At 33.4% G+C, this 25,770-nt stretch carries 27 protein-coding genes and 1 pseudogene; 6 read left to right on the forward strand and 22 right to left on the reverse strand.

Annotation, left to right across the window (positions count from 1 at the left end):
- Positions 1-87 precede the first annotated feature (87 nt).
- Together FIU87_RS18960 and FIU87_RS21310 are read left to right on the forward strand one after the other, a co-directional pair.
- A complete protein-coding gene (locus tag FIU87_RS18960; protein WP_152446028.1) occupies positions 88-1,212 on the forward strand; it encodes a P63C domain-containing protein in 1,125 nt (374 codons plus the stop codon).
- Positions 1,213-1,222: 10 nt separating this feature from the next.
- The gene (locus FIU87_RS21310) at positions 1,223-1,453 is read left to right on the forward strand and encodes a hypothetical protein (RefSeq protein ID WP_152446029.1); all 231 of its coding nucleotides are present in this window, start codon (positions 1,223-1,225) and stop codon (positions 1,451-1,453) included.
- 73 nt (positions 1,454-1,526) lie between these two features.
- Here FIU87_RS21310 and FIU87_RS18970 read toward each other — a convergent pair whose 3' ends face one another.
- The 3 genes from FIU87_RS18970 to FIU87_RS21490 form a co-directional block, all read right to left on the reverse strand.
- On the reverse strand, positions 1,527-2,075 hold the full coding sequence (locus FIU87_RS18970; RefSeq protein WP_152446030.1) for a hypothetical protein: 549 nt from the start codon (positions 2,073-2,075) through the stop codon (positions 1,527-1,529).
- A gap of 121 nt (positions 2,076-2,196) precedes the next feature.
- Positions 2,197-3,342, reverse strand: a complete 1,146-nt coding sequence (locus tag FIU87_RS18975; protein WP_152446031.1) for an HNH endonuclease — start codon at positions 3,340-3,342, stop codon at positions 2,197-2,199.
- A gap of 80 nt (positions 3,343-3,422) precedes the next feature.
- Positions 3,423-3,755: a DUF7685 domain-containing protein gene (locus FIU87_RS21490; RefSeq protein ID WP_253905467.1), complete on the reverse strand. Its 333-nt coding sequence runs from the start codon at positions 3,753-3,755 to the stop codon at positions 3,423-3,425.
- 357 nt (positions 3,756-4,112) lie between these two features.
- Here FIU87_RS21490 and FIU87_RS18985 point away from each other — a divergent pair, with 357 nt between their 5' ends.
- Positions 4,113-4,364 carry a helix-turn-helix domain-containing protein gene (locus FIU87_RS18985; RefSeq protein WP_152446032.1) on the forward strand — a complete coding sequence of 84 codons (252 nt, stop codon included), beginning with the start codon at positions 4,113-4,115 and terminating at the stop codon, positions 4,362-4,364.
- A gap of 100 nt (positions 4,365-4,464) precedes the next feature.
- The gene (locus FIU87_RS18990; protein WP_152446033.1) at positions 4,465-4,980 is read left to right on the forward strand and encodes a competence protein ComK; all 516 of its coding nucleotides are present in this window, start codon (positions 4,465-4,467) and stop codon (positions 4,978-4,980) included.
- Positions 4,981-5,162: 182 nt separating this feature from the next.
- Here FIU87_RS18990 and FIU87_RS18995 read toward each other — a convergent pair whose 3' ends face one another.
- The 3 genes and pseudogenes from FIU87_RS18995 to FIU87_RS19005 all read right to left on the reverse strand — a co-directional run.
- Positions 5,163-5,378: a DUF7713 domain-containing protein gene (locus tag FIU87_RS18995; protein ID WP_152446034.1), complete on the reverse strand. Its 216-nt coding sequence runs from the start codon at positions 5,376-5,378 to the stop codon at positions 5,163-5,165.
- On the reverse strand, positions 5,379-5,732 hold the full coding sequence (locus FIU87_RS19000) for a DUF7686 domain-containing protein (protein WP_152446035.1): 354 nt from the start codon (positions 5,730-5,732) through the stop codon (positions 5,379-5,381). It lies immediately after the preceding gene.
- 680 nt (positions 5,733-6,412) lie between these two features.
- Positions 6,413-6,583 (reverse strand): annotated as a pseudogene (locus tag FIU87_RS19005) (ATP-binding protein); the annotation flags it as partial.
- A 411-nt stretch (positions 6,584-6,994) separates the two neighbouring features.
- On the opposite strand from FIU87_RS19005, the gene FIU87_RS19010 reads away from it, so the two are divergent.
- Both FIU87_RS19010 and FIU87_RS19015 read left to right on the forward strand, forming a co-directional pair.
- The gene (locus FIU87_RS19010; RefSeq protein WP_152446036.1) at positions 6,995-7,480 is read left to right on the forward strand and encodes a hypothetical protein; all 486 of its coding nucleotides are present in this window, start codon (positions 6,995-6,997) and stop codon (positions 7,478-7,480) included.
- Positions 7,467-7,679: a hypothetical protein gene (locus tag FIU87_RS19015; RefSeq protein ID WP_152446037.1), complete on the forward strand. Its 213-nt coding sequence runs from the start codon at positions 7,467-7,469 to the stop codon at positions 7,677-7,679. The genes FIU87_RS19010 and FIU87_RS19015 overlap by 14 nt, the downstream gene beginning before the upstream one ends.
- Positions 7,680-7,790: 111 nt before the next feature.
- Here the strand turns inward: FIU87_RS19015 and FIU87_RS19020 are convergent, their stop codons facing one another.
- The 16 genes from FIU87_RS19020 to FIU87_RS19095 form a co-directional block, all read right to left on the reverse strand.
- Positions 7,791-8,816, reverse strand: coding sequence for a GDP-mannose 4,6-dehydratase (locus FIU87_RS19020; protein WP_152446038.1), 1,026 nt, complete (start codon positions 8,814-8,816; stop codon positions 7,791-7,793).
- A complete protein-coding gene (locus FIU87_RS19025; RefSeq protein WP_152446039.1) occupies positions 8,806-10,167 on the reverse strand; it encodes a UDP-glucose dehydrogenase family protein in 1,362 nt (453 codons plus the stop codon). The genes FIU87_RS19020 and FIU87_RS19025 overlap by 11 nt, the downstream gene beginning before the upstream one ends.
- A 112-nt stretch (positions 10,168-10,279) precedes the next feature.
- Positions 10,280-11,140 (reverse strand): FAD-binding protein, encoded by an 861-nt coding sequence (locus tag FIU87_RS19030; protein WP_152446040.1) that lies wholly within the window; start codon positions 11,138-11,140, stop codon positions 10,280-10,282.
- A 285-nt stretch (positions 11,141-11,425) separates the two neighbouring features.
- A complete protein-coding gene (locus FIU87_RS19035; protein WP_152446041.1) occupies positions 11,426-12,790 on the reverse strand; it encodes an oligosaccharide flippase family protein in 1,365 nt (454 codons plus the stop codon).
- Between the two features lie 24 nt (positions 12,791-12,814).
- Complete coding sequence (locus FIU87_RS19040) at positions 12,815-13,954, reverse strand: polysaccharide pyruvyl transferase family protein (RefSeq protein ID WP_152446042.1); 1,140 nt, start codon at positions 13,952-13,954, stop codon at positions 12,815-12,817.
- 101 nt (positions 13,955-14,055) lie between these two features.
- On the reverse strand, positions 14,056-15,120 hold the full coding sequence (locus tag FIU87_RS19045; protein WP_152446043.1) for a glycosyltransferase family 2 protein: 1,065 nt from the start codon (positions 15,118-15,120) through the stop codon (positions 14,056-14,058).
- A gap of 28 nt (positions 15,121-15,148) precedes the next feature.
- Positions 15,149-16,555, reverse strand: coding sequence for an O-antigen polymerase (locus tag FIU87_RS19050; protein ID WP_152446044.1), 1,407 nt, complete (start codon positions 16,553-16,555; stop codon positions 15,149-15,151).
- Positions 16,556-16,625: 70 nt separating this feature from the next.
- Complete coding sequence (locus tag FIU87_RS19055) at positions 16,626-17,795, reverse strand: glycosyltransferase family 4 protein (RefSeq protein ID WP_152446045.1); 1,170 nt, start codon at positions 17,793-17,795, stop codon at positions 16,626-16,628.
- A 31-nt stretch (positions 17,796-17,826) separates the two neighbouring features.
- Positions 17,827-18,933, reverse strand: a complete 1,107-nt coding sequence (locus FIU87_RS19060) for a glycosyltransferase (protein ID WP_152446046.1) — start codon at positions 18,931-18,933, stop codon at positions 17,827-17,829.
- 61 nt (positions 18,934-18,994) lie between these two features.
- Positions 18,995-20,314: a nucleotide sugar dehydrogenase gene (locus FIU87_RS19065; protein WP_152446047.1), complete on the reverse strand. Its 1,320-nt coding sequence runs from the start codon at positions 20,312-20,314 to the stop codon at positions 18,995-18,997.
- Positions 20,289-21,581, reverse strand: a complete 1,293-nt coding sequence (locus FIU87_RS19070) for a glycosyltransferase family 4 protein (RefSeq protein ID WP_152446048.1) — start codon at positions 21,579-21,581, stop codon at positions 20,289-20,291. Before FIU87_RS19070 ends, FIU87_RS19065 begins: the two co-directional genes overlap by 26 nt.
- Positions 21,582-21,584: 3 nt before the next feature.
- Positions 21,585-22,202, reverse strand: a complete 618-nt coding sequence (locus tag FIU87_RS19075) for an acetyltransferase (protein WP_152446049.1) — start codon at positions 22,200-22,202, stop codon at positions 21,585-21,587.
- Between the two features lie 17 nt (positions 22,203-22,219).
- A complete protein-coding gene (locus FIU87_RS19080; protein ID WP_152446050.1) occupies positions 22,220-22,885 on the reverse strand; it encodes a PIG-L deacetylase family protein in 666 nt (221 codons plus the stop codon).
- Positions 22,886-22,897: 12 nt separating this feature from the next.
- Entirely contained in the window at positions 22,898-23,803 is a 906-nt protein-coding gene (locus FIU87_RS19085; RefSeq protein ID WP_152446051.1) for a methionyl-tRNA formyltransferase, read from the reverse strand.
- A 3-nt stretch (positions 23,804-23,806) separates the two neighbouring features.
- Positions 23,807-24,454, reverse strand: a complete 648-nt coding sequence (locus tag FIU87_RS19090) for a sugar transferase (RefSeq protein WP_152446659.1) — start codon at positions 24,452-24,454, stop codon at positions 23,807-23,809.
- A 23-nt stretch (positions 24,455-24,477) separates the two neighbouring features.
- Positions 24,478-25,590, reverse strand: coding sequence for a DegT/DnrJ/EryC1/StrS family aminotransferase (locus tag FIU87_RS19095; RefSeq protein WP_152446660.1), 1,113 nt, complete (start codon positions 25,588-25,590; stop codon positions 24,478-24,480).
- Positions 25,591-25,770 lie beyond the last annotated feature (180 nt).

A 25,770-nucleotide genomic window follows, 5' to 3' on the forward strand; every position in this document is an offset into this window, starting at 1 on the left:
ACCCCATAAGATGGAAATACAGACATGGTCCAGCTTTTTCAACTTAATAATAAAAAGTTGGACCATCAAGAAGGGGGCCATTTCACAATGGATGTGCAAAACTACCACTTAGTTAATCGATGCTTAAAAATGCCACATGCAAATATGGTAGGTTACTTCAAAATCAATAAGGAAGTCATTTACTGTGCGTTAGGAGAGAACGAAAAAGTTTATTTTGATACGCAGCAAAAGGAACTAGTTGAAAAGTATATTACAGAGATAAATAAGGATAGTTTTGTCGAATTACCTAGAGCGGTTGTTAACGATTCAGAATTCCGGATTGGAGAGACAAAGTTAGTATGTAGCGTCTTAAATGACGGGAGAAGGGTTATTAAAGATACTAGTCTCTTTCCAGCACTAGACCGTAGCAGAAAAGGGGAAAAAAGAATTGATGGTTTCCCTGCAATAATAGGTTCAAAGGCTTTAGCCGAATTATTTAACAAACTATACCCAAACCAGGTCGATATTATCAGTCCATTTGACGTTGCACAATTTAATGGAAGAACGGGAAAGTGGTATGATGCAAACGTGCTCCCTATTATTTGTGACCTATACATGGAAGCAGAAAAAGAGAAATTGATTACTCCCAGCCAAGAACATGTGCTTAAAAAAGCAAAAATCTTGCTAAGATCTTTGGCTAAAGTCGGAATAACTGCACTTATTGATGAGGCAACTAATTACCAAGAAGTACGTGGGAAAGATGAACTACAATTGTTACTAGAAAAGTTCATATCTAACGAATTACGCCCATATTCTGCTGAATTCCCGCATGAATATTTCGAGCAATTATTTAGACTATATGGTTTACCCTATGATCCGACAACAAACAAAAGACCTAGGTATTTTGCACAATTTAATATAAAATACGTTTACGAATTATTACCACCAACTGTTTGGGAAAAACTTGACGAAATGAACCCGGTTATAAGAATTGATGGAACAAGCCGTTATTATCGTAAGTATCGTATTCACCAATACTTAACTGAAGATAAAGGGCTTCGCTTTTTAAGAGAGCATTTACAATCCTTAATACCAGTTATGAAACTATCAAAAGACATAGATGATTTTAGAGCAAACTTCAACGCTGTATTTGCTGACAAAATTAAATCTATAAATCGGATGAAAGAAGAACAAGAGTACCAACTATCATTTTCTAAAAATAAAGAGGATTAACTTTTTAGCTATGCTCTTTTTAAAACAACCCACCACAAAGGCTAATATTACTGATCCAAAGGTTAGAGAAGAACATAAACGTGCATTAAAAACAAATGCATCAGATGAAAAAACTGGCTCTAGTTCAACTTGTACCGTTTGCAATATACCTGTTTCTGATAAAGTAAAGACTTATTGCTTATCAAACAATAAGTTTAAAGGTAAAATTTATTGCTATGACCATCAAAAATCTGTCCGTTAGACTCTAATTTAATGACATGCACGAAAGTAGCAAATACTTTACAACACACAAAAGCACCCAATTGGGTGCTAGCTTATTTTGAGAATACATCATTAAAATGATCTTTGTTCTCCTTTATCTTTTGTAGCTCGCTATTCTTCTTCCTTTTCTTTTCTTCATCAATAATTGTTTCAACCTTTTGTATAAGGTTATTGACCTCTTTAGTAATATGTTCACACCATGGTCCTTTATGCTTCCATTTAACTTCTAATGCATTAGCTAGGTTATCGTTTTTTCGGGTAATAAGTATTTCGTCATGATTTGTTATTCCATAATCCATCTCCGGTGACTCATATACTTCAAATTCTTTTTCCTTATCAAAAACAGTTATATGAATCCATACAGATTCATACTTCCGATCAATAATTTTATCTCTTTCTAATATCTTAAAGTTATCAAATTTCAAAGTTGTTTCCTGCCAGATTCCAGAACTATCAAATTCTAAATCTAATCGTCCTGCCCCTTTATTAAATAATTCAATAATTTTATGAACCATTAATTTTTCTTGAGGTTTCTCAGGAGCTTTAGGTATTGTGTTCTCAACTACTTTTGTTCTTTTATCTTTCCTTAAAAATTTAAACATATGATTCCGCCTTTCAAAATTAACTTGTATTAATTTATATGGCGGATTCATTGTAGGTATAACAGTTTATTCCAATTCCTTCTCCAAACCTTCAATACACCCGAACTAGCGCATGGGTTTATTAAGACTTTATTGAAATCTGACTTTGTATGATTTCCTTTAATTCACCCACTGACAGAACCTTTTCTCTTTTTCGGTGCAGCATTCGATGACAATTAGGGCAAACTGGTACTAAATCATTTTCAGCATCAATTTCAATTGCTCCGTCTAACGTACTTAAGGGCTTTACATGATGAATCTCAATAAAATCTTTTCCAAGTTCACCATAAACCTCTTCAAACTTAAAGTCACATACGGCACATTGAGTTCCGTGGATCTCGATAGCATTCAGACGGTTTTTCGATTTACGCTCATAACGATTCCCATAGTATTGTTTTACTTCTCCGTCTTTATAGCTTGATGCATATTGCTGCTTCTCCATTTCTACATCATGCTTTACTATATTTCGGAGCCTTTTGGTATCCATTTTATTATATAGGGCCTCAAGATCGACTCTTGGCTCTTTATCCCAAGGTGTATCTTTTAAGCGATCCTGCTTGTAATGCACCATACTAATATCATTAATATTAACCATTGGGTTGTGCTCAAATAAAAGCTCAAATCCCTTTTTCTTACTAGGTGTAAGCAGCTGTTTTGAATCCTTGTTTTCTAAAGTATGCTTACTTACTTCCTGATGGTTTTCCAATACCACAACCTGATACTGATAGGGACCAACAGTTGCTGTTTCAAGGAACATTTTTAGTGTTAAAATGTAATACCTTGTCTCATCACCTATTACATATGATGTATCTGATAATCGTTCATTCAGATCTTCTTTTGAAAATATGCTTACATTGTTACTCCCTTTATTTGTTGGTTTATTATCTAAGTATTCGTCCCAATCACAACTGAAAACGGCCTCTTTTTGTTTATTAAAAAAATCTTCCCATTCCGAATGAGGTAAGTCTATGTAACCCATCTTTGAAGCTACCCAAGTAAAAAAGCCTTCTCCTGGAAGTTGTGTTTGTTGATTAACAACAATTGCAGAAAGCGGTGGAAAACCTTTCTTTATGCACCTTAATGAAATTTCACCTAAAGGTTCATTTAATTTAATTGGTGAGATTATCCCGCCAATTTCTCTACTTAATCTGCTATATTCAATAACCTGATTTTTAACTGCCGATGATACTAGAACTTCTTTTATTCTATTTAACAGTTTTTCATTCATAGTATCCCTCACAAATTTTTTATAATTTCTCAATCTACAAATCCTATTTTAACAAAATATGTATACTGCTAAATATAAAATTAAATCTTTAACACCGCAATCGCAATGGCCAAATCCAACAAAGCACCATTTTTCTTCTGATCAGAAGGAGAAAGATTCACCACAATCTTCTGATCGGTATTCTCTACAGCCTCTATGAATATTCCATTTGGATGAAGCCTCTGGAGAACAAGAAAGCTCCTTCTAACTCCCGTAAAATCCCTAACTGCTAGCTCTTCAGGCATTGTCTCTAACGTAACCTTCGACTCATCAGCAACTTCTTCATTATAGCAACGAAGGCATAGCCACTCCGACCAATCACCTGTTACCCTGATGGTAGCTTCTCGATCCTGACAACGATCACACTTCTTCATTTGAATCCCCCACAGTTAAGGTGTTCTTTATGTTTATATTATGACATAACCTATATGGATTCATGTTGGAAAATTCCTTATAACTATTCCACTATACTCTGCAAAAATAGTGGAGAAAAGTCGAGTTACATTTTCCCCCTCCCTCACAACGAAAAAATTCCGATTGTTCGAATGATTGTTTGAAAAGAACTATAGGAACAAAATGAACAATGCCTACTTATAAAGCGTGCTGCGAAGCCTGTCCCTCAATCACGATAAAAAAATCTATATAATACCCATTAAATCCCATAAAAAGACTACCTGTCTGTGTACGTGAATTTTAGGCAAAATGATAATGAGGGAAAAGGAGTTACCCTCATGAAAATAGACTCAAGAGCAATAGGAAATGCTTTACGAAAACTTAGATTAGAGCATGGATGGAAGCAAGAAGAACTGGAAGAGTACGCTAATCTATCAGAGACGATGCTCGGAAAGATTGAAAGGGGTGAAAGAGAACCTTTATTAACAACCTTTATAAAAATATGCAAAAATAGTAAGCAACCAATAAATGCTGAAACTTTTATTAATCTGATTCTTGAAGAAAACAATAAGCTTCAATCTAAAGACTAGACTCTTCAATTAAATACCAATCTTCAGTACTAGAATCCCCTTTTCACTTCATCAATAATAACAAGAGGGATCATTCCCCCTTATAAAAAGGAGCCAAAACATGCAAATTACCAACGACTACACCATCACCGAAAACACCATCGCAATCGAACCTCACATCCACCCCCAGTACCAAACGAAAATCACCGACCTCGAGGGAACCTTCTACACAAGTGAGAGGCCCATCGAGATTCTCGCTAGGAGCTGCATCCACTTCGGTGCCTCCTACGACGGCCGCCGCGAAGCCACCATCAAACTCACCAACTTCGTCCAGAAAACACCAGTCCTCATCTCAGAAGTCATCGGCATCATCGCCCTGCCGACCCATTCCCCAGACCACCCCGACTGCACCTGGATCATGTACCACCAAATCAAAGAAGTCATCCAAACCAACACCAACACCCACTGCTACCTCCGCTTCCACAACTACACCGAGCTCCAAATCCCGATTTCCTCTCAAACCATGCGCCAACAAACCCAAAAAGCAGCCGTCATTTATTCGATTTTCTGTACTGAGCAGCGGATTAAGTATAGCTTTGTGGTAGATGGAAGGAAGGGGGCAGTTATGAAAAAATGAAACTAAGAGATTGGATATTTGTAATAGGCAGAACTAATCAATAACAAATTAACGCGCTAAAGTACATAAACCGTAAAATATAGGACTCTCCTAAATGTAATCCAGAGAGTCCTATAATCAATAACATCTGTTTTCTTCGACAAATCTCGGCGAGTCACTGTGACCAGACCTTTGAATAAATCTTACATACAAAACGGAAAGCAGAACCTACTCCACAACATCCGTATTATCAAAAAACTTCCTTCATAGCTCATTGCCATCCTGCCTAGCTGCTCCCATGTATATGGATGCCCATCTATCACAACCATCGGCACAGATGGATTGCTATCATCATAATCTATCCGTCCAACTAGCTCATCTTCGGCAATGGAATGATACTTTTGCCCATTCGGGAACAATTAAACCTTTGTGTAGCGTTTAGACACACCGCTCTTCACTTTTTCTACAAGCTTCTGAAACAATTCCGCTTGTTGACAATCCAACTCACCATGAACGGCAAACTCGTAACCAAATGCAATATCCTCAACAGCCTCTAAGAATATGCCATTGGAATGAAGCCTCTGGTGAACATGAATGCTCCTTCTAACTCCCGCATAATCCTTAACTGCTAGCTCTTCAGGCATAGTCGCTAACGTAACATCCAACTCATTAGAAACCTCTTCATTATAGCAACGAAGGCATAACCACTCCTCCCAGTCTCCTGTTACCCTGATGGTAGCTTCTCGATCCTGACAACAATCACACTTCTTCATTTGAATCCCACACATTTAAGATATTCTTTATTCTTACTTAATTATGACATAATTTATATAGAAGCTTGTTGAAAACTTCGACTTCATCAAAACTATCCCACAATACCCCGCGAAAATAGTTGAGCGAAGTCGAATGTAATTTACCCCTTTATCCACAGCAAAAAAATTCACCTTGATCAATCGTTTGTTTAAAAACTACTATTCAAGAAAAGTATCTTCTTTTTTTTGCTTGTCTCCTCTTACATCCTAAAAACCCTACAATGGCGTGGGTCCGCACTCTTATTAAGAAAACCGCTAAATATTCCCCCACAAAAAAACAACTGCATCTTCCAAATAACTCCATAACTTGGCTTCCTGCCTATGGTGTACCAAAATTAACAATTCGATAATGAGGTAAAAAAGGAGCTACCTCTTTGGAAAATGAAGACCTTTATGCAATAGAGCAACGGATTAGTTTTAGTTTTATGGTGGATGGGAGGAAGCGGCCAGCTGGGAAGAAATGAATCGGATTAGCAACTTATATAGGTATAAAAATCACCCTCAGAAATATGATAAACTAACTCACTAATGTGTATTGACTTGAAAAATAGGACTCTACTAAACAGTAATTCGGAGAGTCCAATCATATAAAAAACATGTATTTTTCCTTCGACAAACTTCTGGGCGTCCCTGTGCACAGATCACTCCTTTAACACCCCAATCGCAATGGCCAAGTCTAATAAATCACCATTCTTCCTCGGATTGGTAACATCTAACGCAAAGTGCATAATTGAAGCCAACAACCACTCCCTTGCTTTCTTGACCGCAGCATCAGGCAGCCCAACAATCACCATCGATTCCGTATCCTGCGAAACCCGTACCTCTTAAATTATGCAATTTTCACTAATATTCAGCGTGAAAATGAAGAATACATGGTATATTGGTTTTTTCTTGCTACTGTGTATCTTTCTTTTCAAACTTGTCCAAGATGCTAATGGGAAAGTCACTTTCTGGTCCTATTTAGTAGAGCTTTCGCATATAGTCTATAAATGTTAAAAGAGGTGGGGAGAATGGTACCTGCAAATTATTTATCAAATGAAGAGAAATTCATAATCAAGACTATTAAACAGGATATTAAGTATTGCAAAAGCAAAAAAGAGCTCAAGATGCTTGAGAGTAAGTTGGATACCTTATTAGCAAGAGCAATAAAGAGATATAGAATGGAGAAGAATTAGTAGAATTCTTCTTTTTTTTGGTATAATGGAAGAAAAAGGGGTAAATGCATGGGAGATGGAAGTGCTTGTATCTTAATTTTTATTATGACGAAATTCTTCCTTTTTGGTGGTGTAATTGGTATGAAGGTTTTATTACCTCTAGTTGGTGGAATTATAGGTAGTAGTGTGACAGTATTTTGGACTGAGATAAAGAATAAGAGTAAATTACCTTGGTCAGTTCGTTTAAAGTATATATCTATAGGAGGAGTTTCGGGATTTGTTGCTGTAAATCTACTAAACCCGGATGGAAATTTCTCTGCAAAGGCTCCCCTTGCTATTTTGGCAGGATTAAGCCCTATGAGTTTTTTAAAAGGACAAGCTTTAAACGATGGAAAAGAAGATGAAGGGGCATTTAAGCTACATTTGACCAAGTATACCGACTTGTTCAATGAGGAAATAGAACCTCCAGATGGAGAAGAAGATGAGTCCACTCTTGTCAAGAAATACAAAAAGCAATATACTAAAACAAAAGGAGATGGTTATGATGACGAATAAAAAATTCACTCCCATTGCCTACCTTGATGAATCCGAACGGAGATTGTTATCTATAACGAGAGATAAAATTCAAACAGCTACTTCAGATGAAGATTTGAAAATTTATGAAAGCGTTCTTGACAACCTCATGGAAAGTGCAATTAAGAGGTATAAAAAAGAGCAATCTAAAAAAGAAGAAAAACAACTTCAAACAGTCTAGAGGCCCAATACGGGGCTCTTTTTTCTATTCTTTGACAAATAAACAATTAGAGACTTAAAAAAGAACACCACAAACAGCCCCCGCCAAACAAAGTTCGGAGGGGCTTCAATATCACTTCTTCTGATAATACTCCACATACCAATCCGCAAACCACTGCAACCCATCTTCAATAGAGGTCTTAGGCTTAAACCCTACAGCTTCTTCCAATAAATCAGTAGATGCATAAGTAGCAGGAACATCGCCAGGTTTGATTGGTTCAAATTTCTTCTCAAACTGCACTTCTCGTCCCAAAGAGTTGCTCAACGCCTTCTCCAATGCCCCGATAAAAGTCATTAACTTCTCTGGATTATTATTCCCAATATTAAACACTTTGTGAGGAACACTCTCAACCGAAGGTTGCCCAATCAGCCTCTCAATTCCCTCTACAATATCATCAATATAGGTGAAATCTCGGTATAGATCATTGCCAAAATCGCCATTGTTGAAGATGTTAATTGCTTCGCCAGCAAAGTATTTATCGGTAAAGCCGAAGTAGGCCATGTCTGGTCTTCCCATTGGGCCGTAGACAGTAAAGAAGCGTAGGCCGGTTGCTGGGATTTTGTATAGATGGCTGTAAGTATGAGCCATTAGTTCGTTTGACTTCTTGGTGGATGCATATAGGGACACCGGTGTATCCACGAAATCTGTTTCTTCAAATGGTACCTTCGTGTTGGCGCCATAGACGGAGCTAGAAGACGCATATACAAGGTGGTCCACCGGGTTGTGCCTACATGCTTCTAAGATGTTATAGAACCCAATAATGTTACTTTGTATATAAACATCTGGATTTTCAATAGAATAACGAACACCGGCTTGCGCAGCTAAATTCACCACGACATTTGGCTGGAATTCTTTAAAAATCGCATCAATCGTCTGCTTGTCAGAAATATCTCCCTCAAGAAACGTAAACTTCTCAAATGGCTTGAGCTGTTCTAAACGAGCATGCTTAAGGTTCACATCGTAATAATCATTCAAATTATCAATACCTAACACACGGCAGCCCTTTTCAAGGAGCTTTTTTGATAAGTAAAAGCCAACAAAGCCAGCTGCACCTGTGATTAGGTATGTTTTGCTAAGGTCTAACGGTTTATAACTCACTCTTTTTGTACTCCTTTACTGCGCTTCTCTCTACAGCTTGTCTACCTACAGAATGATACTCTACTCCAGCTTCCTTCATCTCTGCGATACTGTAGATGTTTCTGCCATCGTACACTAAAGGAGTTCTCATCAAGCTCTTGTAGTTTTCTGGAGTGATAGCTTTCACTTCGCCCCACTCTGTGAAGATAAAACAGACATTAGCATTTTCCAGCGCAACTTCCACATTCTCAACATAAGTAATAGAACCTTTGCTATTCTTTCCTGCTGGATGAACCTTGGCAAAGTTATCTGCACCTACTGGATCAAAAGCATAGATATCTGCACCCTGTTGAAGCAATAAAGGCACATTTACAAGCGATGCTGCTTCTCGTAAGTCATCTGTCCCTGGTTTAAAAGTCAATCCTAACACAGCCACTTTCAAGCCATTAAACGTAATTAACCGCTTGCTAGCTTTCTTATAAAGCAATGTCTTTTGCTCATTGTTCACATCAATGGCAGCAGTAACAGTTTTTAACTCATATCCATTCTGCTTAGCGATGTATTCCAATGCCTTCGTATCCTTAGGGAAGCAAGAACCACCATAACCAATTCCCGCATTTAAGAACTTATTCCCAATACGAGAATCATAGCTCATCCCTTTGGCAACATCTTGTACATCCGCCCCAACAAGCTCACACAGATTGGCAATGTCATTCATATAAGAAATCTTCAGAGCAAGAAAATCATTAGAAGCATACTTAATCATCTCCGCAGACCTTCTATTAACTGATACAATTGGCAGATTAAAAGGCTCATAAATATTCATAAGCAATTCCTCTGCCCATTTACTCTCTGTGCCAATAACAATTCTCTCTGCGTGTAGTGTGTCGTGTACTGCAGATCCTTGTGCAAGGAATTCGGGATTAGAAGCTACTTCTACTCTTACATCATTTACTAGAAAATCCTGAATAAATTGTTCTACTTTATCATTTGTACCAACTGGAACTGTCGATTTAACTACTACTAGACATTCTTTTTCTACCGATTCAGCAATTTGTCTAGCAACTGTAGCAATGTATGATAAATTGGCAGATCCGTCGAGTTGTTCTGGAGTACCTACACCGATGAAAATTGCATCCGCTTCTTTATAAGCTTGTTGAAAATTAGTAGTATAGTCTATTTTTCCAGAAGAGTAATTTTTTTGCATCAATTCTTCTAGATCTGTTTCATAGATTGGAGAAATACCAGATTTCATAAGATTTATTTTTGCTTCATCTATATCAACACAGGTTACACGATGTCCTACTTCAGCAAAACAAACGCCAGCGACTAAGCCTACGTAACCTGTTCCTGCTACCGCTATTTTATACACAATTTCACCTACCTTAATCTCAATCTATAAATTAAATTTAGTTCATCACAATATGTTACTTATTTGAGTTTTAAAAAATAGTATTAAAAAACATTCTTAAAATTTTCCTTTTCTATTTTACACGAATCACTTCTATTTCACACTTTCTCCCTAATAGAATATGCAATATTTTAGCTATTAATATTAGAGTTAGGACCGGACGGTGGTCTTCAGATTTATTATTTAGCCAATTATTTGTTTTTGATGAAAACTGTGCTTTTCCTATTTTTAATCCTTTTAATAATTTCATAATTGGCCCAAATTGTTTACTAAACACTGAGCCGCAATTAGGAGCGATATTATCTTGGTTTGTCTTGGACCACATAATTCTTTCTTTTAATGGATTTATGCCAGCGAAGTCCCTTGATGGGAATTTAAAAGTAGCACTAATAATGAGTTTATCTTGGCAACCTGTAAACATAGTTTTTCTAAACTCTATATTCATATCTCTTCGATCAATCTTCTTAACTAAGTTATCAGTATCAATATAAGTAACACTCTCTACAAAGTCATAAATTGATTTATTAGCACGCTTACCTTCACCTGCATTCATAGCTAACGCGCCACCAATAGTAGCAGGGACTGAAGCTAAAAAGTAAAAGGAATCTAAAGATTTCTTATAACAAAAATTTAAAATTTCATACATCATTACCGTTGAAGAGACTTCATATAAATTTTTATCTTCTGATATTAATCTAATATCTTTAGGCATCTTATTTTTCAAAATTAAAGTTTTTATATTTTTATTAACAAAAAGGGTATTAGAACCATTACCTAAAAAATAAAGATCTATATCATGTTCCTTGGCCCAATAAACATATTCTTTGTAATCCTCTATCGATTCAATTTCTCCATAATTCTCAAAGTGATGAAACGTTTTATAACCTGATAAAGTATTTGTTTCAAGTTTCTTGATATTGCATTTATTATTCATTTATATCCCCTTTTTCAATAGATTTAGACAGCAATCTCATGAATAATCAATAAAAAACAAGCCTTTTACTTTGTAGTTGCATCGAGTAGACCGTTCATTTCTTTTAAAGACACTAATATTAATAGGTGTATTCTCGTACCAACTTCGGTTCGTTTTATATTAGGATATCTGCATGGACCCACTATGGTGATATTTCCAGAAAATTTATGACAAATATTATTTACACCATTCCTTTTAAAAGATAGGTCTCTGACTATTAAGTGAGGTCACAAGTCCCTAATTAATCTAAAATCGATACATAATATCAATTATTCCAAAAAAATTAAAAACTGATCTAAATACTGCAGATAATAACAAAATCAACAAAACACATAGAATAGCATTTTTGATGTATTTTTTACTAGAAATGTTCATAACTTTAAATAATATACTAAAATATGTGATATTTATTATTATAAAGAATATAGTCATAAGGAATAATCCAAAATATATATCATCAAATACAAACTTACCTATCAGTGCACCCAATATACTGAAAAAAATCTGTACTATACATGATATCATTGCATACTTTTGTTTATTTATTGTTACTTCTAACCCTTGTACTGTATTCATTAAAAACATGAAAAAATATTGAATGGCTAGAATTCTCACAAAATCTCCTGCAATTTTCCAGTCTGATCCTAAAAATATAATAGTAATAATATCACCAAATGCCATGAGCAAAGCAATAGGTATAATCGCAACTTTCATACCGTTTGTCATATTTCTAAATACAAAGTACCCAATATCGTTTCCTTTCTTTTGTTTATTAGAAATAGTTTGAAAAAAAACACGCCCTATAGCACTTGCTAATATAGTAATGGGTATACCTAACAACCTTACAGTTATAGAATAATAACCTAATAGCTTCGTTCCCCAAAGACCTTCAATTAGTAAAATCGGTAACTGATTTTTAAAATTCGTTAACACCCCTGTAGGCATCTGATATTTTACAAACCTTTTGTTATTACTAATACATAATTTGTAATCCTCAAATTTAAAAGTAAAAAACTTATTGGGTAAATGACGTTTCATGTGTATTAACGTTACTACTTGACCAACGATATGACCTATAAAGTAACCATAAAGGTCCATACCTAATAAACCTAGTGAAACTGCCACAGAACCATATACTAGGTTGTTGATTAAGGGATTTTTCATCAAAACATTATACTCACCTTTGCGGTTAAGCCATGTATAGCATACTTGTATTTGCTGTGTTGTGAAAAATAGAACCATACTAAAAGCGAATAAAAATGTTAGACTAATAGAAATATTGGTTGGTACTATACTAAAATACATCGTAATTAACATAGATGATAGAATACTTATGAATAATACAGTCGTAGTTATTACTTTATACGTTCTTTCAATATTTTCGTCTTCCTCAATCATTATTGACTTTGTTAGTCCAATATCAGAAAATGACCTAATAATTGTAGATATAGCTATTAACAGTGTCCAAAACCCTATCACAGTTGGACCATATATGCGTGTAAGAATTGGTAGTAAAATAATTGATATTACTTGTCCTAGCAATGTACCTGAAGAAATCTTAGCTATATTCTTTTTATTTGTGGTTAAACTTTTTTTTATTTTACTTAACATACCTACCGCTCTCTAATTTTCAAATTAATTTATAGAATTAAATGCAGTACTCAAATATTCCTTAGCTTTTTCTCTTTCTTTTTCTAGTAACTCATTAACCATAATATAATCTATATCAGTTTTTAATATTTCTATATTCTTTTCTGCAGAGTTTTTAGTGTCAATTAATCGTTTAGAAAGACCGAAGTTATCAAGTACATCAATCATTCTTGCACCGGTTGAAGGGTGAGAAGATGTAATGAATTTTTTATTAAAAATAATAGAAAAAGCTGTCCCATGGAAAGAAGAAGTAATTACATATTCAGCTTCAGCAATTAATCTCAAAAACTGCTCAGGAACTTCATTTTCAAAATCAATCTGTGCATCATTAAATTTATCTTTCTTATTGTAGCAGACTACTTTCATGTTCAACTTTGATGAAATTTCGTTTACAAGTTCAATTAAGTTATCATCTGTCCAAATATTATATAGAAGTATATATTTTGTATTATCTTTTCTTACTGACCTTTTTTTCTGATAAAAGTTATTCCACTCATTATGTTTCAGCAAAAATACAGGGTCACAGACATTATAGACAGTATTCTCAATTTTATCTTGTAAACTCATAGCTGTTGACTTTTCTCTAATTGAAATAAAATCCAACCTAGAAATATGCTTTAGATTTTCCTCTTTGATAGCATTACCTCCTGTACTTGCTGCATATGATAATTTAATTCCGCTTTTTACAAAATCCAAATAAAAGGAATACTCACCTTTATCTAAAAAGTCTTTATTCCAGACCTGATCACTTCCTGTTATATAAAAATCATAAAGAGGAGGATTGTCTATTAAGTCTTCGTAATCATCATATTTTTTAGCTGAAAGCAATAAACTTCCCCTTCTAAATTCTTTATAATTATTTTTTCTAGTTATCTTTTTATTAAGGTTATAAATGTTAGATAATAATATTCTAATCCTTTTTAATGGATTTTTTGAGTTATGAAATTTCGAATTGAGAAGTAGATTATATTTCTGTGATACATTTTTAAAGTCATAATCTATTATCTCAGCATTATAACCTTGGTTTTTTATATAATTTTGTAAAGCAAATGCTTGTAATACTGCTCCAAAATTTTCTGCTCTATGGAAAGTGATAATTCCTACTTTCTGTTTTGACTCACTCATTAAACATTCCTCCAGTCATTTTTGCTTTTTATTAAAATGTAAAAAAACTTGGTTTTACCAAGTCACCTAATTAAATTGACACAAAAATTTAAATGGTTTTTTTAGTTTAGCAATTTGTATTTAAGTTTCCCTAAAGTATATATAGATTTTTTTATAACAAAAAATAAGATTGAGGATATTGAGAAATGCTTTTTATCAAATAACTTAATAGCTATTAAATCTCTTTTAGCAATATTAAAATTTCTATTTAATAAAATCTCTTTAAAAGAATCTCTATATAAATTAGACGATAAAAAATCACTGTGTTTTTCAATAAAAGTTTTAAAGCTACTTTTATTATGAACAATCTCATAGTCAACAGCCATTATATACGTCTTTAATAAGACATAGGGAAATACTTTATCAAATTCAGTCTTTTTCCCCCACTGTAATAAGAATTCATGATATAAATTTGATTGGTTAATTACTCTTGATGTTATATTTGGTTTTGGAGAAGTCGTTAAGGTCCCTTGTCTAATGAAATGATCATATAAGGGGGTCTGTATCCATACAATTTTTGAAACAAATGGTAGCACAGATAAGTTGAATAGCATATCTTCTGAAGCTACATCTTTATAACTTACAAATTCTATATTATATTTTCTAATTGTTTCCGCTTTAAATAACCTATTCCAAATCGAGAATTTATGCCTATCCTCTCTAATAATGTTTTGATAGACATAATTATTCTTGTCTTCTGTTGTAAAGTCAATTTCACTAGGCAAATTCTCTTTACATTGGGTCTTAACCTTATCCCCATATATTCTCTTTACATTACAAATGCACATTTCTGCATTAGTTTGAATTATTGCGTTTAGCATACTACTTATCATTTCTGGATAGGCAATATCATCGCTATCCAAAAATATGATAAAATCACCTTTACTTTTTTTTAACCCGAAGTTTCTTGCCTCCGAAGGACCTTCATTTATCTTATGGAAAACGCAAATTCTATCATCAATAGATTTATAATAGTTACAAATTTCTCCTGATTCATCAGTAGACCCATCGTTTATCAACAAGATTTCTAAATTGTTATATTTTTGATTGATTACACTTTCGAGCATATCTTTTAAGTAAGGTTCAACGTTATAAATTGGGATTATTACACTTACTAGGTGCTTCATATAGACTCTCCTCAAAAAACTTCCAAATTTATGATTTCACAGTATTGGGTTCTCCTACTTTTTTCAAACCATAATATATCATCATGAAAAAAAACAAGTATACAAATTCTCTTTGTATAAAATGTCTAGGTTCTCCAGAAAAAAATAAATCTAACCAAACAAATATAGTTGATACGTAAATATAACTCATAAACTTTACTTCAGATAAAGTGTAATTAAAAAACTTCTCTATTTTTCCACCTAACATTCCAGTAATAAAAGAAAAAATTATTACTCCCAATATTGAAAGACTATAATACCCATACGCAATACCACCAGGGGGAATTTGTGTGTAATGTCCGCCCATTATATAAATAGTATTAAAATATTCAATGGAAGATGGCTTACTAAACCATAAAAAAGAAGAAGGTATTACTGAGATAAATGCTCCTGCAAAGTCACCGAAAAAACTCATTTGGTGAATGCCTGAATTCACTACATTAATCGCTACTTCTGTAGAAATATATTTATATTCAGTATTATTGGAAAATACTCGAATTACATCTTCCATTCCAGTTATTGAATATCTACCACTACTGGAATAATCAATAAAAGCATTATATACAGCGCTTAATCCGTATTTAAGCATGGATAAACTCATAAAGAAAGGTCTTGCATAATTTATTATTATAAATCCAATAATTACAGTAAAAATCACTTTTTTTGTTAACTCACTTTGCTTTAAGTTAATCCTATAGTCAGTATTAACTTTTGCTCTAAGACTCCCAAAAATTAGTGTTATAATAAATAAAATTAATGCTCCGCGTCCTGCATGTATTAGGAACCAAAAAATACTTGATACTAAACTTATAATAAAGATTATCTTAATTGTTTTATTTGTTCTTTTAATACCAACCACATAACCAGCAAGTAAGAAAGTAGAGTAATTAGCAGCAATAATAAATCTTTTTACAAACGCGTTACTTGAATTTTCTTCATTTAATCCTTCATAACTTTGATCACGTATGCTATTAGCATTACTAATCACTTCAAATAAGCCTCCAAAAATACTGGTATATGCTAATAGAGAACCTAACGATAATATCAAAAAAAGTGACGCTATTAACTTTACAAATTTTTCTTCATTTTTTAAAGTAACTCTTATATTTTTCCATTTACTTTTTAACTTAAGTGTAAAATAAAAACCCGATACCACCATTAAATATGAAGTAGTAACAACTAATAATCCATAAATTGAGGCCTCTACATTTCCTACGAAAGAATAGTATCTATTCTTATGGTTTAAAAATGGAGTATTATTTATGATAGCTGGAAGGATATAATATATTATGAAATATCCATTAAAAAAGCTTAAGGGGTCAAATTTAAATTTTTTTCTTCTAATTATCTCAAAGCTGATAATCAAAAGCATAATAACAAAATAAAAAAACGCCATTAGTTACCTCTCCTGATTTAGCTCACTTTTATTTAAAGGGACCTTTTAAACACAATGGCCACTTTAGAGTTTAAAGTAAATGCATATGTTGTAACATTACATCTGGCCAATTAAAATTCAAGTCTTTTTTTCTGCTTTGTTGTTCTAGTTTTATATTATTTAAATTTGTTTTATTTAAACAATACCTGATCTTATTCTCCAGAGAAGGTGGATTGGGACTAAATAACGTACTCTCATGTACAAGAATCTCAGGAATACCTCCTGAATACGTTCCTATAACTGGTATATCGTTATAGAGTGCTTCCATAACTGTGTTTGGACATGAGTCAGCTAGAGAGGGTACAACCATTAAATCGCACTCTCTTATCACTTCAATAGGGTTTTCAAGTCTACCGGTGAATTTAATAGAAGGATAGTTTCTACATTCAGTTATATATGTTGGTAGTTGTTTACCATCTCCAACAAGAATAGCTTTAATATTAATTCCTTGGTCTATCAAACTTTTTAATGCATCGACTAAAATTCTATGTCCTTTTCTTTCATTACTAAAATCACCAATAAAACCGATTATAAACTCATTGGAAGAATCATCTTTATAAAATAAATTTCTTGAATCAATTTTCCTCTCAATTGAGTTATTAGTAATCCAAGATGGATTAACATTATTAATCTGAATAATAGCTTTTCTTTTTATAAAATTTTTGATGAATTTGTGTCTATCTATTAAAGCATCTAGATCGTACTGACATTGCACAAAAATTCTTTTCGCTTTTAAAAGGCATAGTGTTTCACACAATTTCATTAAAGTAAGATAACCATTTATTAAGAATTTACTATTAGTTCTTTCACTAATTACAATTTTCTTATAACCAACTAAATCTTGCCGAATAAAAAGATTAATATTTTTGAGGCCTACAAGGCATAACCCTACTGCCGTGGGTACGTCAAATACTATAATCAAATCATATTTGCGTTTTTTTATTTTATTAAGGGTTTTTAAGTTTCTTAAAAAATATTTAAGTTCTGTTGGGATAAATATATTTTTGCTCACTTTCTCAGTAAATAAGGACTGTGCTGATACATCATTTTCTTCTAATATCTCTGGAGAATCCCCACAAAACATATCAACTTCAATTCCTTTATCTTTCAATCCATGATATAATTCTAAAAATCTTTTTAAACCACCAGTAACCCTTTTACCAAATAACTGACTAGTAGAGTACATTAAAACTTTGCTCATTTCCTATTCACCTTCAATTTATTCACACCAATTACTTTACTTTATTTTTCAAATTCGCATAAATTTTTTCCATTTTTTCAACATTGTTTATCCAATTATACTCTTTAACCACACGTCTTCTTTGTTTTTCACCAATTTCATTACGCAATTCTGGCTTTTGAATTAAATTAAAGAGTTCTATCCCCATTGCCTTATAATCTTTTCTTGGGACCATCACTCCAGCATTACCACTGTCTACAACTTCCTTAAAGCCATCAACATCAGTCACAATAACTGGAACTTCACAAGCCATCGCTTCTACTATTGCAACACCAAAACTCTCACTATCTAGAACACTAGTACCAAGAAAAATGTCAAGTTCATTTAATGCCATCGGAACCGTTTCATTTGGTATTCTACCTTTAAACTCCACTACATCTTGTAAGTTACATTGATCTACAAGTTTTTCAAGATCAACTCTTTCTTCACCTTCTCCATAAATATAGTATTTTATCTTTAAATTTCTTTCTTTGTCAGTCAAAAGGGTATTTATTAAATAATTCACAGCTAAAATACCATATTTTATTCCATATTTAGGTGCTAATTTCTTTATACTTCCAATTATTATTTCATCTTCGTTTTTATTAACATCACGCTTAGAAAACTTTTCTACATTGACTCCAAACGGAGTAATATGAATATTTGTAATTGGATAGTTTATTAGTTTTGAAGTTTGAAGAGCCATTGCATAGCTTGTAGAAGCCAACGAATCTGCTGCGTTAAGATTTTTGGTAACAATGTTCATATTTATCTTTCGCTTATAAGGAAAATCGTAAACATCACTTCCATAAACAGAAATTAAATAGGGAGAAAATCCAACTAGCCTACCAAGTGTCCCATATCCACTTGAATAATGTGCATTTAGAATATCAGGTTTTATAGAATTTAATATTTTTCTTAATTGAAATACATTAAGATAATAACCAAATGGCGCTGGTATTTTAAGCTCATACAGTGATACTTTAGAATTAAATTTATCTGAAGAAGGCTTTTGATTTGATACATAACATAAATGTACTTCATTACCATTTTCACTTAACTTATTTGCCCATCTAACACTATGAATATCGTTTCCAGCTGCTAGTAAAACTATTTTCATTGTGTATCACCTTCTTTCTTATAAAGTTGTAGGTTATCCTAATCCTGATTTAACATATACTTTATAGTCTCCAATAACTATAACCATGTTTCTCAATTTCATCTTTATCCAAAATACTTTTAACATCTACTATTATCTTTTCTTCATTTGGAAAATTGCCAAACATAGCATTCGTCTGATCTATTGTCATATCTCTGAACATATCATGACCGACTGCAAATATTAGACAATCCGCATCTTCTACCATATCAAATGGGACCAAATCAACACCATATTCATTTTTTGATTCAATAGCATCGGCATATGGATCAGCTACGATTGGTTCTATTTCATATTCTTTAAGTCGTTTAATTATATCCTCTACTTTTGAATTGCGTATATCAGGGCAATTCTCTTTAAAAGTTAAACCTAAAATAACAACTTTAGCTTTTTTAACAACCTTGTTCGCATGAATCAATTTCTTAATAACCGCATCCGCTACAAATGCGCCCATTCCATCATTTATTTTTCTACCCGATAAGATGATTTGTGAATGATAACCAAGTTTCTCTGCTTCATATATAAAGTAGTATGGGTCCACTCCAATACAATGGCCCCCAACCAATCCAGGATAAAACTTAAGCGCATTCCATTTAGTATTCATAGCTTCTATTACTTCTTGTGTATCAATACCCATGCGTTCAAAAACAATAGCAAGTTCATTCATAAAAGCAATGTTTATATCACGTTGGCTGTTTTCAACTACCTTTGCAGCTTCAGCTACTTTAATAGAACCAGCACGATGAACACCAGCCTCAACTACCAATTCATAAACTTTAGCTATCTCTTCTAATGATTCATAATCCATACCCGAAACTATTTTTATAATATTTTCCAATCGATGAACTTTATCACCAGGATTAATACGCTCAGGAGAGTATCCTACTTTAAAATCAACACCACATTTTAGTCCAGACTCCTTTTCAAGGATTGGAATACATACATCTTCTGTTACCCCAGGATACACAGTTGATTCATAGACTACTATTGAACCTCTAGTTAGGTTTCTCCCGATAATAGTACTTGCTCCCTCAACTGGGGCAAGGTTAGGAGTTTTATCAGAATTGATTGGAGTTGGTACAGCCACAACATGAAATTTTGCTTTTTTGAGTTTAGTTTCATCTGAAGTAAAGTTAACTGATGTCTGCTTAATCACTTCATTTCCTACTTCATTTGTAGGATCTATACCTGATCTATATAACTCAATCTTCTTTTCATTTAAATCAAATCCAATGACATCAACTTTCTTTGCAAATGCCACGGCTAAAGGCATACCTACATATCCTAATCCAACAACTGAAATCTTTTCCTGTTTATCAACTAGTTTTTCGTATAAGCTCATCTGATGCTTCCTCTCTTTCATCTACACTTTCAATAATATTAATCAGTTTCTCTGTTAACCTTGTAAAATCAAAATGATAAGCAGCTTCACGAGCATTTTTTCCCATCAATTCATTTATTCTTTCATTACTACTTGCTGTAATTATTGCTTTAGCAATCTCTTCGGAATTTTGTTCAGGTACACTTACTCCACAATTAAATTTTTCACAAATACTATAACCAGTTGTATAAGTTTGTATGATACATTTTCCTGCTGCTAAATATTCAAAAAACTTATTCTGGCTTTGACCATACTTATCAAGTGAAGTACTTGAATTGTGAAGAATATTGATATAGGACTCTTTAAGTATAGAAGGTACATACTTTTTCTCAACTCGCCCCTTAAATATGACATTATTAATACTCTCTTCTTCACAGCGTTTCTTTAGTAACTCAATCTCGTCACCAGAACCATAAATTAAGAATCTAATCTCTTTCTCACCCTGTTTTCGGATTATTTTTGCAGCATCTAGTAACATTCCAAGGTTATTTACTTTCCTAATTGAACCAGCATATACAATATTTTTATAACCTTTATTATCCAAATCTGAGTCTATGATCTTGAATTCTTCACTGTTTTTATCAAATGTATCAATTACTATTCCATTACTAATATGATGTATTTTTTTTAGATTAACCTGATTATCCCATTTTTGATTTCTGATATATTCTTTGCCGCCTTCCCAAGTCATAATTATTGAGTCGGCATTTTTATAAATCCATTTCTCACCTTGATATAATATTTTTGCAATTACACTACTTCTTTTTAATGAACCATAAGCTACAATACTTTCAGGCCAAAGATCTCTCACTTCACAAATACAAGGTATTCCAAATTTTTTTGCTATTTTTATCCCCGCCACCATAGTAAGTGGATGTACGCTAGAAGCCACTATCACGTCAGGTTTACCATATCGTTTTGCATATTCTTGAGCAACAGAAAAAAGCCCTTTATAGAAGGAGAACATATTCATTATTCTCTGTTGGCCATTCCCTTTGTATTCAGGAGTATTAATAAATATGAAGGGAATGTCATTTACTGTCTTCTTTATAAACTTACTCCCCTCAGTATCTACATTCTCATTTGAAAAGTGATTTGTTGATGCACAAAAAATTGTCGGAGTATATCCTTGTTTAAGTAAATTTTCTGCAAACCAATAATGCCTACCAGCTTGGTCGGTAAACATGTTTGTCGCATAATGATTCAATATCCATATATTTTTTTTCATTCGTTATACTCTCCTAGCTGGAATACCTATATATGTCCCAGACTCCATAATATCATTAACAACAACAGCCCCTGCACCCACTTTACAGCCACTAATGATATTTATGTTATTACTAATTACACTACCGATACCTAACCATGTCCCTTTCCCGATTTTAACCGAACCAGCTATTTTTGTACCTGGTGATATATGAACATAATCCTCAATAATATTATCATGATCTATTGTGGAGCCAGTATTTACAATGCATCCTTTACCGATTTTAGTACAGCAATTAATCACTGATCCCGCCATTATTACAGTCCCTTTACTCAATTCAACTTGCTCCCCAATAACAGCAGTTGGATGTATTAAAGTAGCAATACTTGCCCCTGCAGACTCAAGCTCCATCTGAATCTCTTCACGAATTGTATTATTACCAATACCTACAACAATTTCATATTCATTTAAATACTTATAAGCACTAACTGATTTACCTATGATCTCAAATCCCATCGAAGATTTAATGTCATTATCATCATCTAGGAATGCAATGTCAGTCCATTTAGTCATTTTTAATGCAATATCGGCGATTACTTTACCGTGTCCACTAGCACCAACTATGAGAAGTTTTTTTTTCATTACACCTTCTCCTTATTTCAAATAACAATTCTTCTTACCAAACAAAATGCTTCTGCTGCTCTAACCCCTATAGTTGATCCTCTTAATTTTGCCAAAGACTCAATAGCTTCAAGCGATCGAGGGTGAGGAAAATCTGTTAACTGAGTTGTAAAGTAACTCATAGCTTCAATTTTCTTATCTAAATAGGTAGCGATATCAACATATGTATTCGGAATGAATACATTACTCACATGAGGAACGTTCCATTCTGTCTCTGACAAAGTTTCATAGGAATAAACTTCTAATATTTTATGTTCTTTTATCGGCCTTACTCCAACCATTGTAGATTGAGACACTATATAATGGTCTAGGTGCATATCTCCATAGTGAGGAATAAAAACAACCTCTGGTTTAATCTCATCTATAACACTATTAATCTTTGCATTAATCTCATGTTTAGGGATTTCACTTAGCATAACAGCTGGGAATTCTAAGAAAATTGTATCTATTATCCCTAAAAATTTATGGGATTCAATTGCCTCAGCACGTAATTTTTCTAACACATCTTTTGGGAACATAGATGGATGCCCACTAGTAACAACGCATACGTATACATTATGACCTTCCTCTACATATTTTGCTATTGTTCCGCCGACTCCTAAAATTTCATCATCTGCATGTGGTGCTACCACTAAAACGTTCATAACTTTACCACCTTAAACAAATTTATGTCCTACAATAAAAGGTTTTGAATCACTCGATACTTCATAATCCGTTAAAACTAACAACGCATCTTTTGCTATAATTCCTATATCACCATTATCTTTTATCCAAGCAATCTGGCCTGGTATACCGATGTATTTCTCATTAGTATCCAAATAAGCTTTCCAAAAAACCACACTATTTCCTTTATAATGTGAAAAAGCACCAGGATAAGGTTTGCTTGTAGCTCGAATAAGTGTCTCAATTTCTTTACTTGGTAAATTCCAATTAATTTCCCCATCTTCTGGCCTCCTTATTAATAAGAATGTGGCCTTTTCATGATCTTGCTTTGTAAAGGTTACTGAATCAGAATAAATATTTTCAACACTTTCCTTGATAGCTTGGCTCATTGCGGTACATATTTTATGGTAAACATCCATTGCATAATCAGTTTTTTCAATTGTGTAAGGGTACTGATTTATGATGTCTCCGGAATCCATCCCCTGGTCAAGTTTAAATAAAGATACTTTTGATTCACGCTCTCCTAATAATATCTGCCATGGTATAGCAGCTCGTCCCCTATGCTTCGGTAGAGCCGTCGGGTGGAATCCAATAGAATATTTATTAGCCATATCAAGAAGTTCATTGGATAATATTTGCGAAAGTCCAATTACAAATATAAAATCAGGGTCAACTTCTCTAATCTCATCAAGTACTTCTTGACTATTAATTTTTTTAAACTTTAAAAATGGAATATCATACTCGGAAGCTATTTCATGAATAGGGTAGTAGTCCGAAACATTTTTTGATACTTCCTCATCAAGAGAGCAAACTAAATCTACATTCACGTCACTTTCTATTAGAGTTTCTAGAGCAATCTTACTTGAGAAAACGGACCCAATAAACACAGTTTTATTCATTCTTTACTCCCCCCTCTTGTTTTGATTTCGGAATTTGTTTATAAATTTATCCTCTCCGAAAACCACAATAGCAATTGTCTTAAAAATTATTCTTATATCTGTGACAAAGCTAATTTTCTCTATATATTCTACATCGTAGGCACTTTTTTCTTTGCGTTCCAAATAAATATTTCCATTAATCTGCGCAAACCCAGTTAACCCTGGTTTTGCATCAAACCTCTTCAATTCCCATTTTTCATATTGATTTATATATTCAGGAAGTGTTGGTCTAGGTCCTACAATGGACATATCACCTTTTAATATATTCAACAGTTGGGCTAATTCATCAATTTTAAATCGTCTAAGAAATCTCCCTAGAGGTGTGATTCTAATATCATTCCCTTTTACTTCGACTCCTACTTTTTGTTGCTTAACCGCATCTTGCACCATAGTTCGAAATTTATAGACCTTAAATATTTTTACATTTTTTCCAGGCCTTTCTTGAGTAAAGAAAATCGGTCCTTTGGAATCCAATATTATTAGGATACCTACAGCAAATAGAAGAGGTGACAAAATTAGAAGAGCCGATAATGAAAGTATAAAATCTAGTATTCTTTTAAAATATTTATTATAAAGACCTTTTTTATTAGGGTGTTGCAACGTTGGCTTCATGTTTGTATTTAAATGAGACTGCATTACTTCCACAATCCTTTAATGATTTTTACCACTCTAGAAAGATCTTCATCTGTCATCTTAGTATCAGACGGTAAACACACGCCATTCTCAAATAACTTCTCAGAAACATCCAAACCAATAAAATCATACTTCTCAAAGAATGGCTGTAAGTGCATTGGCTTCCAAACTGGTCTTGATTCAATATTTTCCTTCTCAAGTGCTTCCATAATATCTATTGGTCTTACCTGACTACTTAAAGTCATTGAACTTAACCAATAATTAGGTTTATCCCACCCATTAATCGGCATAAACTTAATACCCTCAAGTTCTCCAAGTTCTCTCTTATAAAATTCAAAAATAAATTTCTTCTTCTCTACTCTTTGATCTAATACTTTAAGTTGTCCACGACCAATACCAGCAACCACATTACTCATACGGTAGTTAAACCCTAATTCACTATGCTGATAATGTCTTGCTTGATCTCTTGATTGAGTTGCCCAAAATCTCACTTTTGCAACCTTTTTTTCATGATTTGAAACAAGCATTCCACCACCGGAAGTAGTAATTATCTTATTTCCATTGAAAGAAAAGATACCATAATCACCAAATGTTCCTGTATGTTGTCCTTTATAATAACCTCCTAGTGATTCTGCCGCATCTTCAATAACAACTACATCATGTTTCTTACAAACCTCCATAATCTTATCCATATCTGCAGAAAGACCATAAAGGTGAACAACAATAACCGCCTTTACTTCTGGGTATTTCTCAAAAGCTGATTCCAATGCTTTAGGACATATATTCCAAGTTTCATAGCAACTATCTATAAAAACCGGAGTAGCACTTTGATAAATTATCGGGTTTGCTGTTGCAGAAAAAGTAAGTGAAGGACAGAAAACGATATCTCCCTCTCCAACTCCAGCTGCTCTTAATGCTAAATGAATCGCCCCAGTACCTGAAGATAGAGCAGCAGCAGCCTTAGAACCAACTTTAGCAGCTAGTTCTTTTTCAAATTCATTTACGTTGTCTCCAAGAGGAGCAATCCAGTTAGTATCAAAAGCTTCTTGTACATACTGCATTTCATAACCTTCATCACTCATATGTGGTGAAGATAGGAATATTCTTTCTTTCACTTTTTTCGGTTGCATCTTCCAGACTTCCTTCCCTAGTTAAGTAAATATTTTAGTAGATTAGGACTTAATTCGAGTTTTTAAGTATTTCCAAACCAACTACTAAACTACTAAAATTGTTATCTAATTATAATAGCCACCTCGTAAAAACTTTTCAATCTTCCTCACAAATACAAAATTGAT

This window comes from Bacillus sp. THAF10 (assembly GCF_009363695.1).
Taxonomy (GTDB): Bacteria; Bacillota; Bacilli; order Bacillales; family Bacillaceae_I; genus Sutcliffiella_A.

Bases quoted from the DNA above. Each gene is read 5' to 3' on its own strand.
- FIU87_RS18960 (WP_152446028.1), top strand. From the start codon at position 88: ATGGATGTGCAAAACTACCACTTAGTTAATCGATGCTTAAAAATGCCA.
- FIU87_RS21310 (WP_152446029.1), top strand. From the start codon at position 1,223: ATGCTCTTTTTAAAACAACCCACCACAAAGGCTAATATTACTGATCCA.
- FIU87_RS18970 (WP_152446030.1), bottom strand. From the start codon at position 2,075: ATGTTTAAATTTTTAAGGAAAGATAAAAGAACAAAAGTAGTTGAGAAC.
- FIU87_RS18975 (WP_152446031.1), bottom strand. From the start codon at position 3,342: ATGAATGAAAAACTGTTAAATAGAATAAAAGAAGTTCTAGTATCATCG.
- FIU87_RS21490 (WP_253905467.1), bottom strand. From the start codon at position 3,755: ATGAAGAAGTGTGATCGTTGTCAGGATCGAGAAGCTACCATCAGGGTA.
- FIU87_RS18985 (WP_152446032.1), top strand. From the start codon at position 4,113: ATGAAAATAGACTCAAGAGCAATAGGAAATGCTTTACGAAAACTTAGA.
- FIU87_RS18990 (WP_152446033.1), top strand. From the start codon at position 4,465: ATGCAAATTACCAACGACTACACCATCACCGAAAACACCATCGCAATC.
- FIU87_RS19000 (WP_152446035.1), bottom strand. From the start codon at position 5,732: ATGAAGAAGTGTGATTGTTGTCAGGATCGAGAAGCTACCATCAGGGTA.
- FIU87_RS19010 (WP_152446036.1), top strand. From the start codon at position 6,995: ATGGGAGATGGAAGTGCTTGTATCTTAATTTTTATTATGACGAAATTC.
- FIU87_RS19015 (WP_152446037.1), top strand. From the start codon at position 7,467: ATGATGACGAATAAAAAATTCACTCCCATTGCCTACCTTGATGAATCC.
- FIU87_RS19030 (WP_152446040.1), bottom strand. From the start codon at position 11,140: ATGAATAATAAATGCAATATCAAGAAACTTGAAACAAATACTTTATCA.
- FIU87_RS19035 (WP_152446041.1), bottom strand. From the start codon at position 12,790: ATGTTAAGTAAAATAAAAAAAAGTTTAACCACAAATAAAAAGAATATA.
- FIU87_RS19040 (WP_152446042.1), bottom strand. From the start codon at position 13,954: ATGAGTGAGTCAAAACAGAAAGTAGGAATTATCACTTTCCATAGAGCA.
- FIU87_RS19045 (WP_152446043.1), bottom strand. From the start codon at position 15,120: ATGAAGCACCTAGTAAGTGTAATAATCCCAATTTATAACGTTGAACCT.
- FIU87_RS19050 (WP_152446044.1), bottom strand. From the start codon at position 16,555: ATGGCGTTTTTTTATTTTGTTATTATGCTTTTGATTATCAGCTTTGAG.
- FIU87_RS19055 (WP_152446045.1), bottom strand. From the start codon at position 17,795: ATGAGCAAAGTTTTAATGTACTCTACTAGTCAGTTATTTGGTAAAAGG.
- FIU87_RS19060 (WP_152446046.1), bottom strand. From the start codon at position 18,933: ATGAAAATAGTTTTACTAGCAGCTGGAAACGATATTCATAGTGTTAGA.
- FIU87_RS19065 (WP_152446047.1), bottom strand. From the start codon at position 20,314: ATGAGCTTATACGAAAAACTAGTTGATAAACAGGAAAAGATTTCAGTT.
- FIU87_RS19070 (WP_152446048.1), bottom strand. From the start codon at position 21,581: ATGAAAAAAAATATATGGATATTGAATCATTATGCGACAAACATGTTT.
- FIU87_RS19075 (WP_152446049.1), bottom strand. From the start codon at position 22,202: ATGAAAAAAAAACTTCTCATAGTTGGTGCTAGTGGACACGGTAAAGTA.
- FIU87_RS19080 (WP_152446050.1), bottom strand. From the start codon at position 22,885: ATGAACGTTTTAGTGGTAGCACCACATGCAGATGATGAAATTTTAGGA.
- FIU87_RS19085 (WP_152446051.1), bottom strand. From the start codon at position 23,803: ATGAATAAAACTGTGTTTATTGGGTCCGTTTTCTCAAGTAAGATTGCT.
- FIU87_RS19090 (WP_152446659.1), bottom strand. From the start codon at position 24,454: ATGAAGCCAACGTTGCAACACCCTAATAAAAAAGGTCTTTATAATAAA.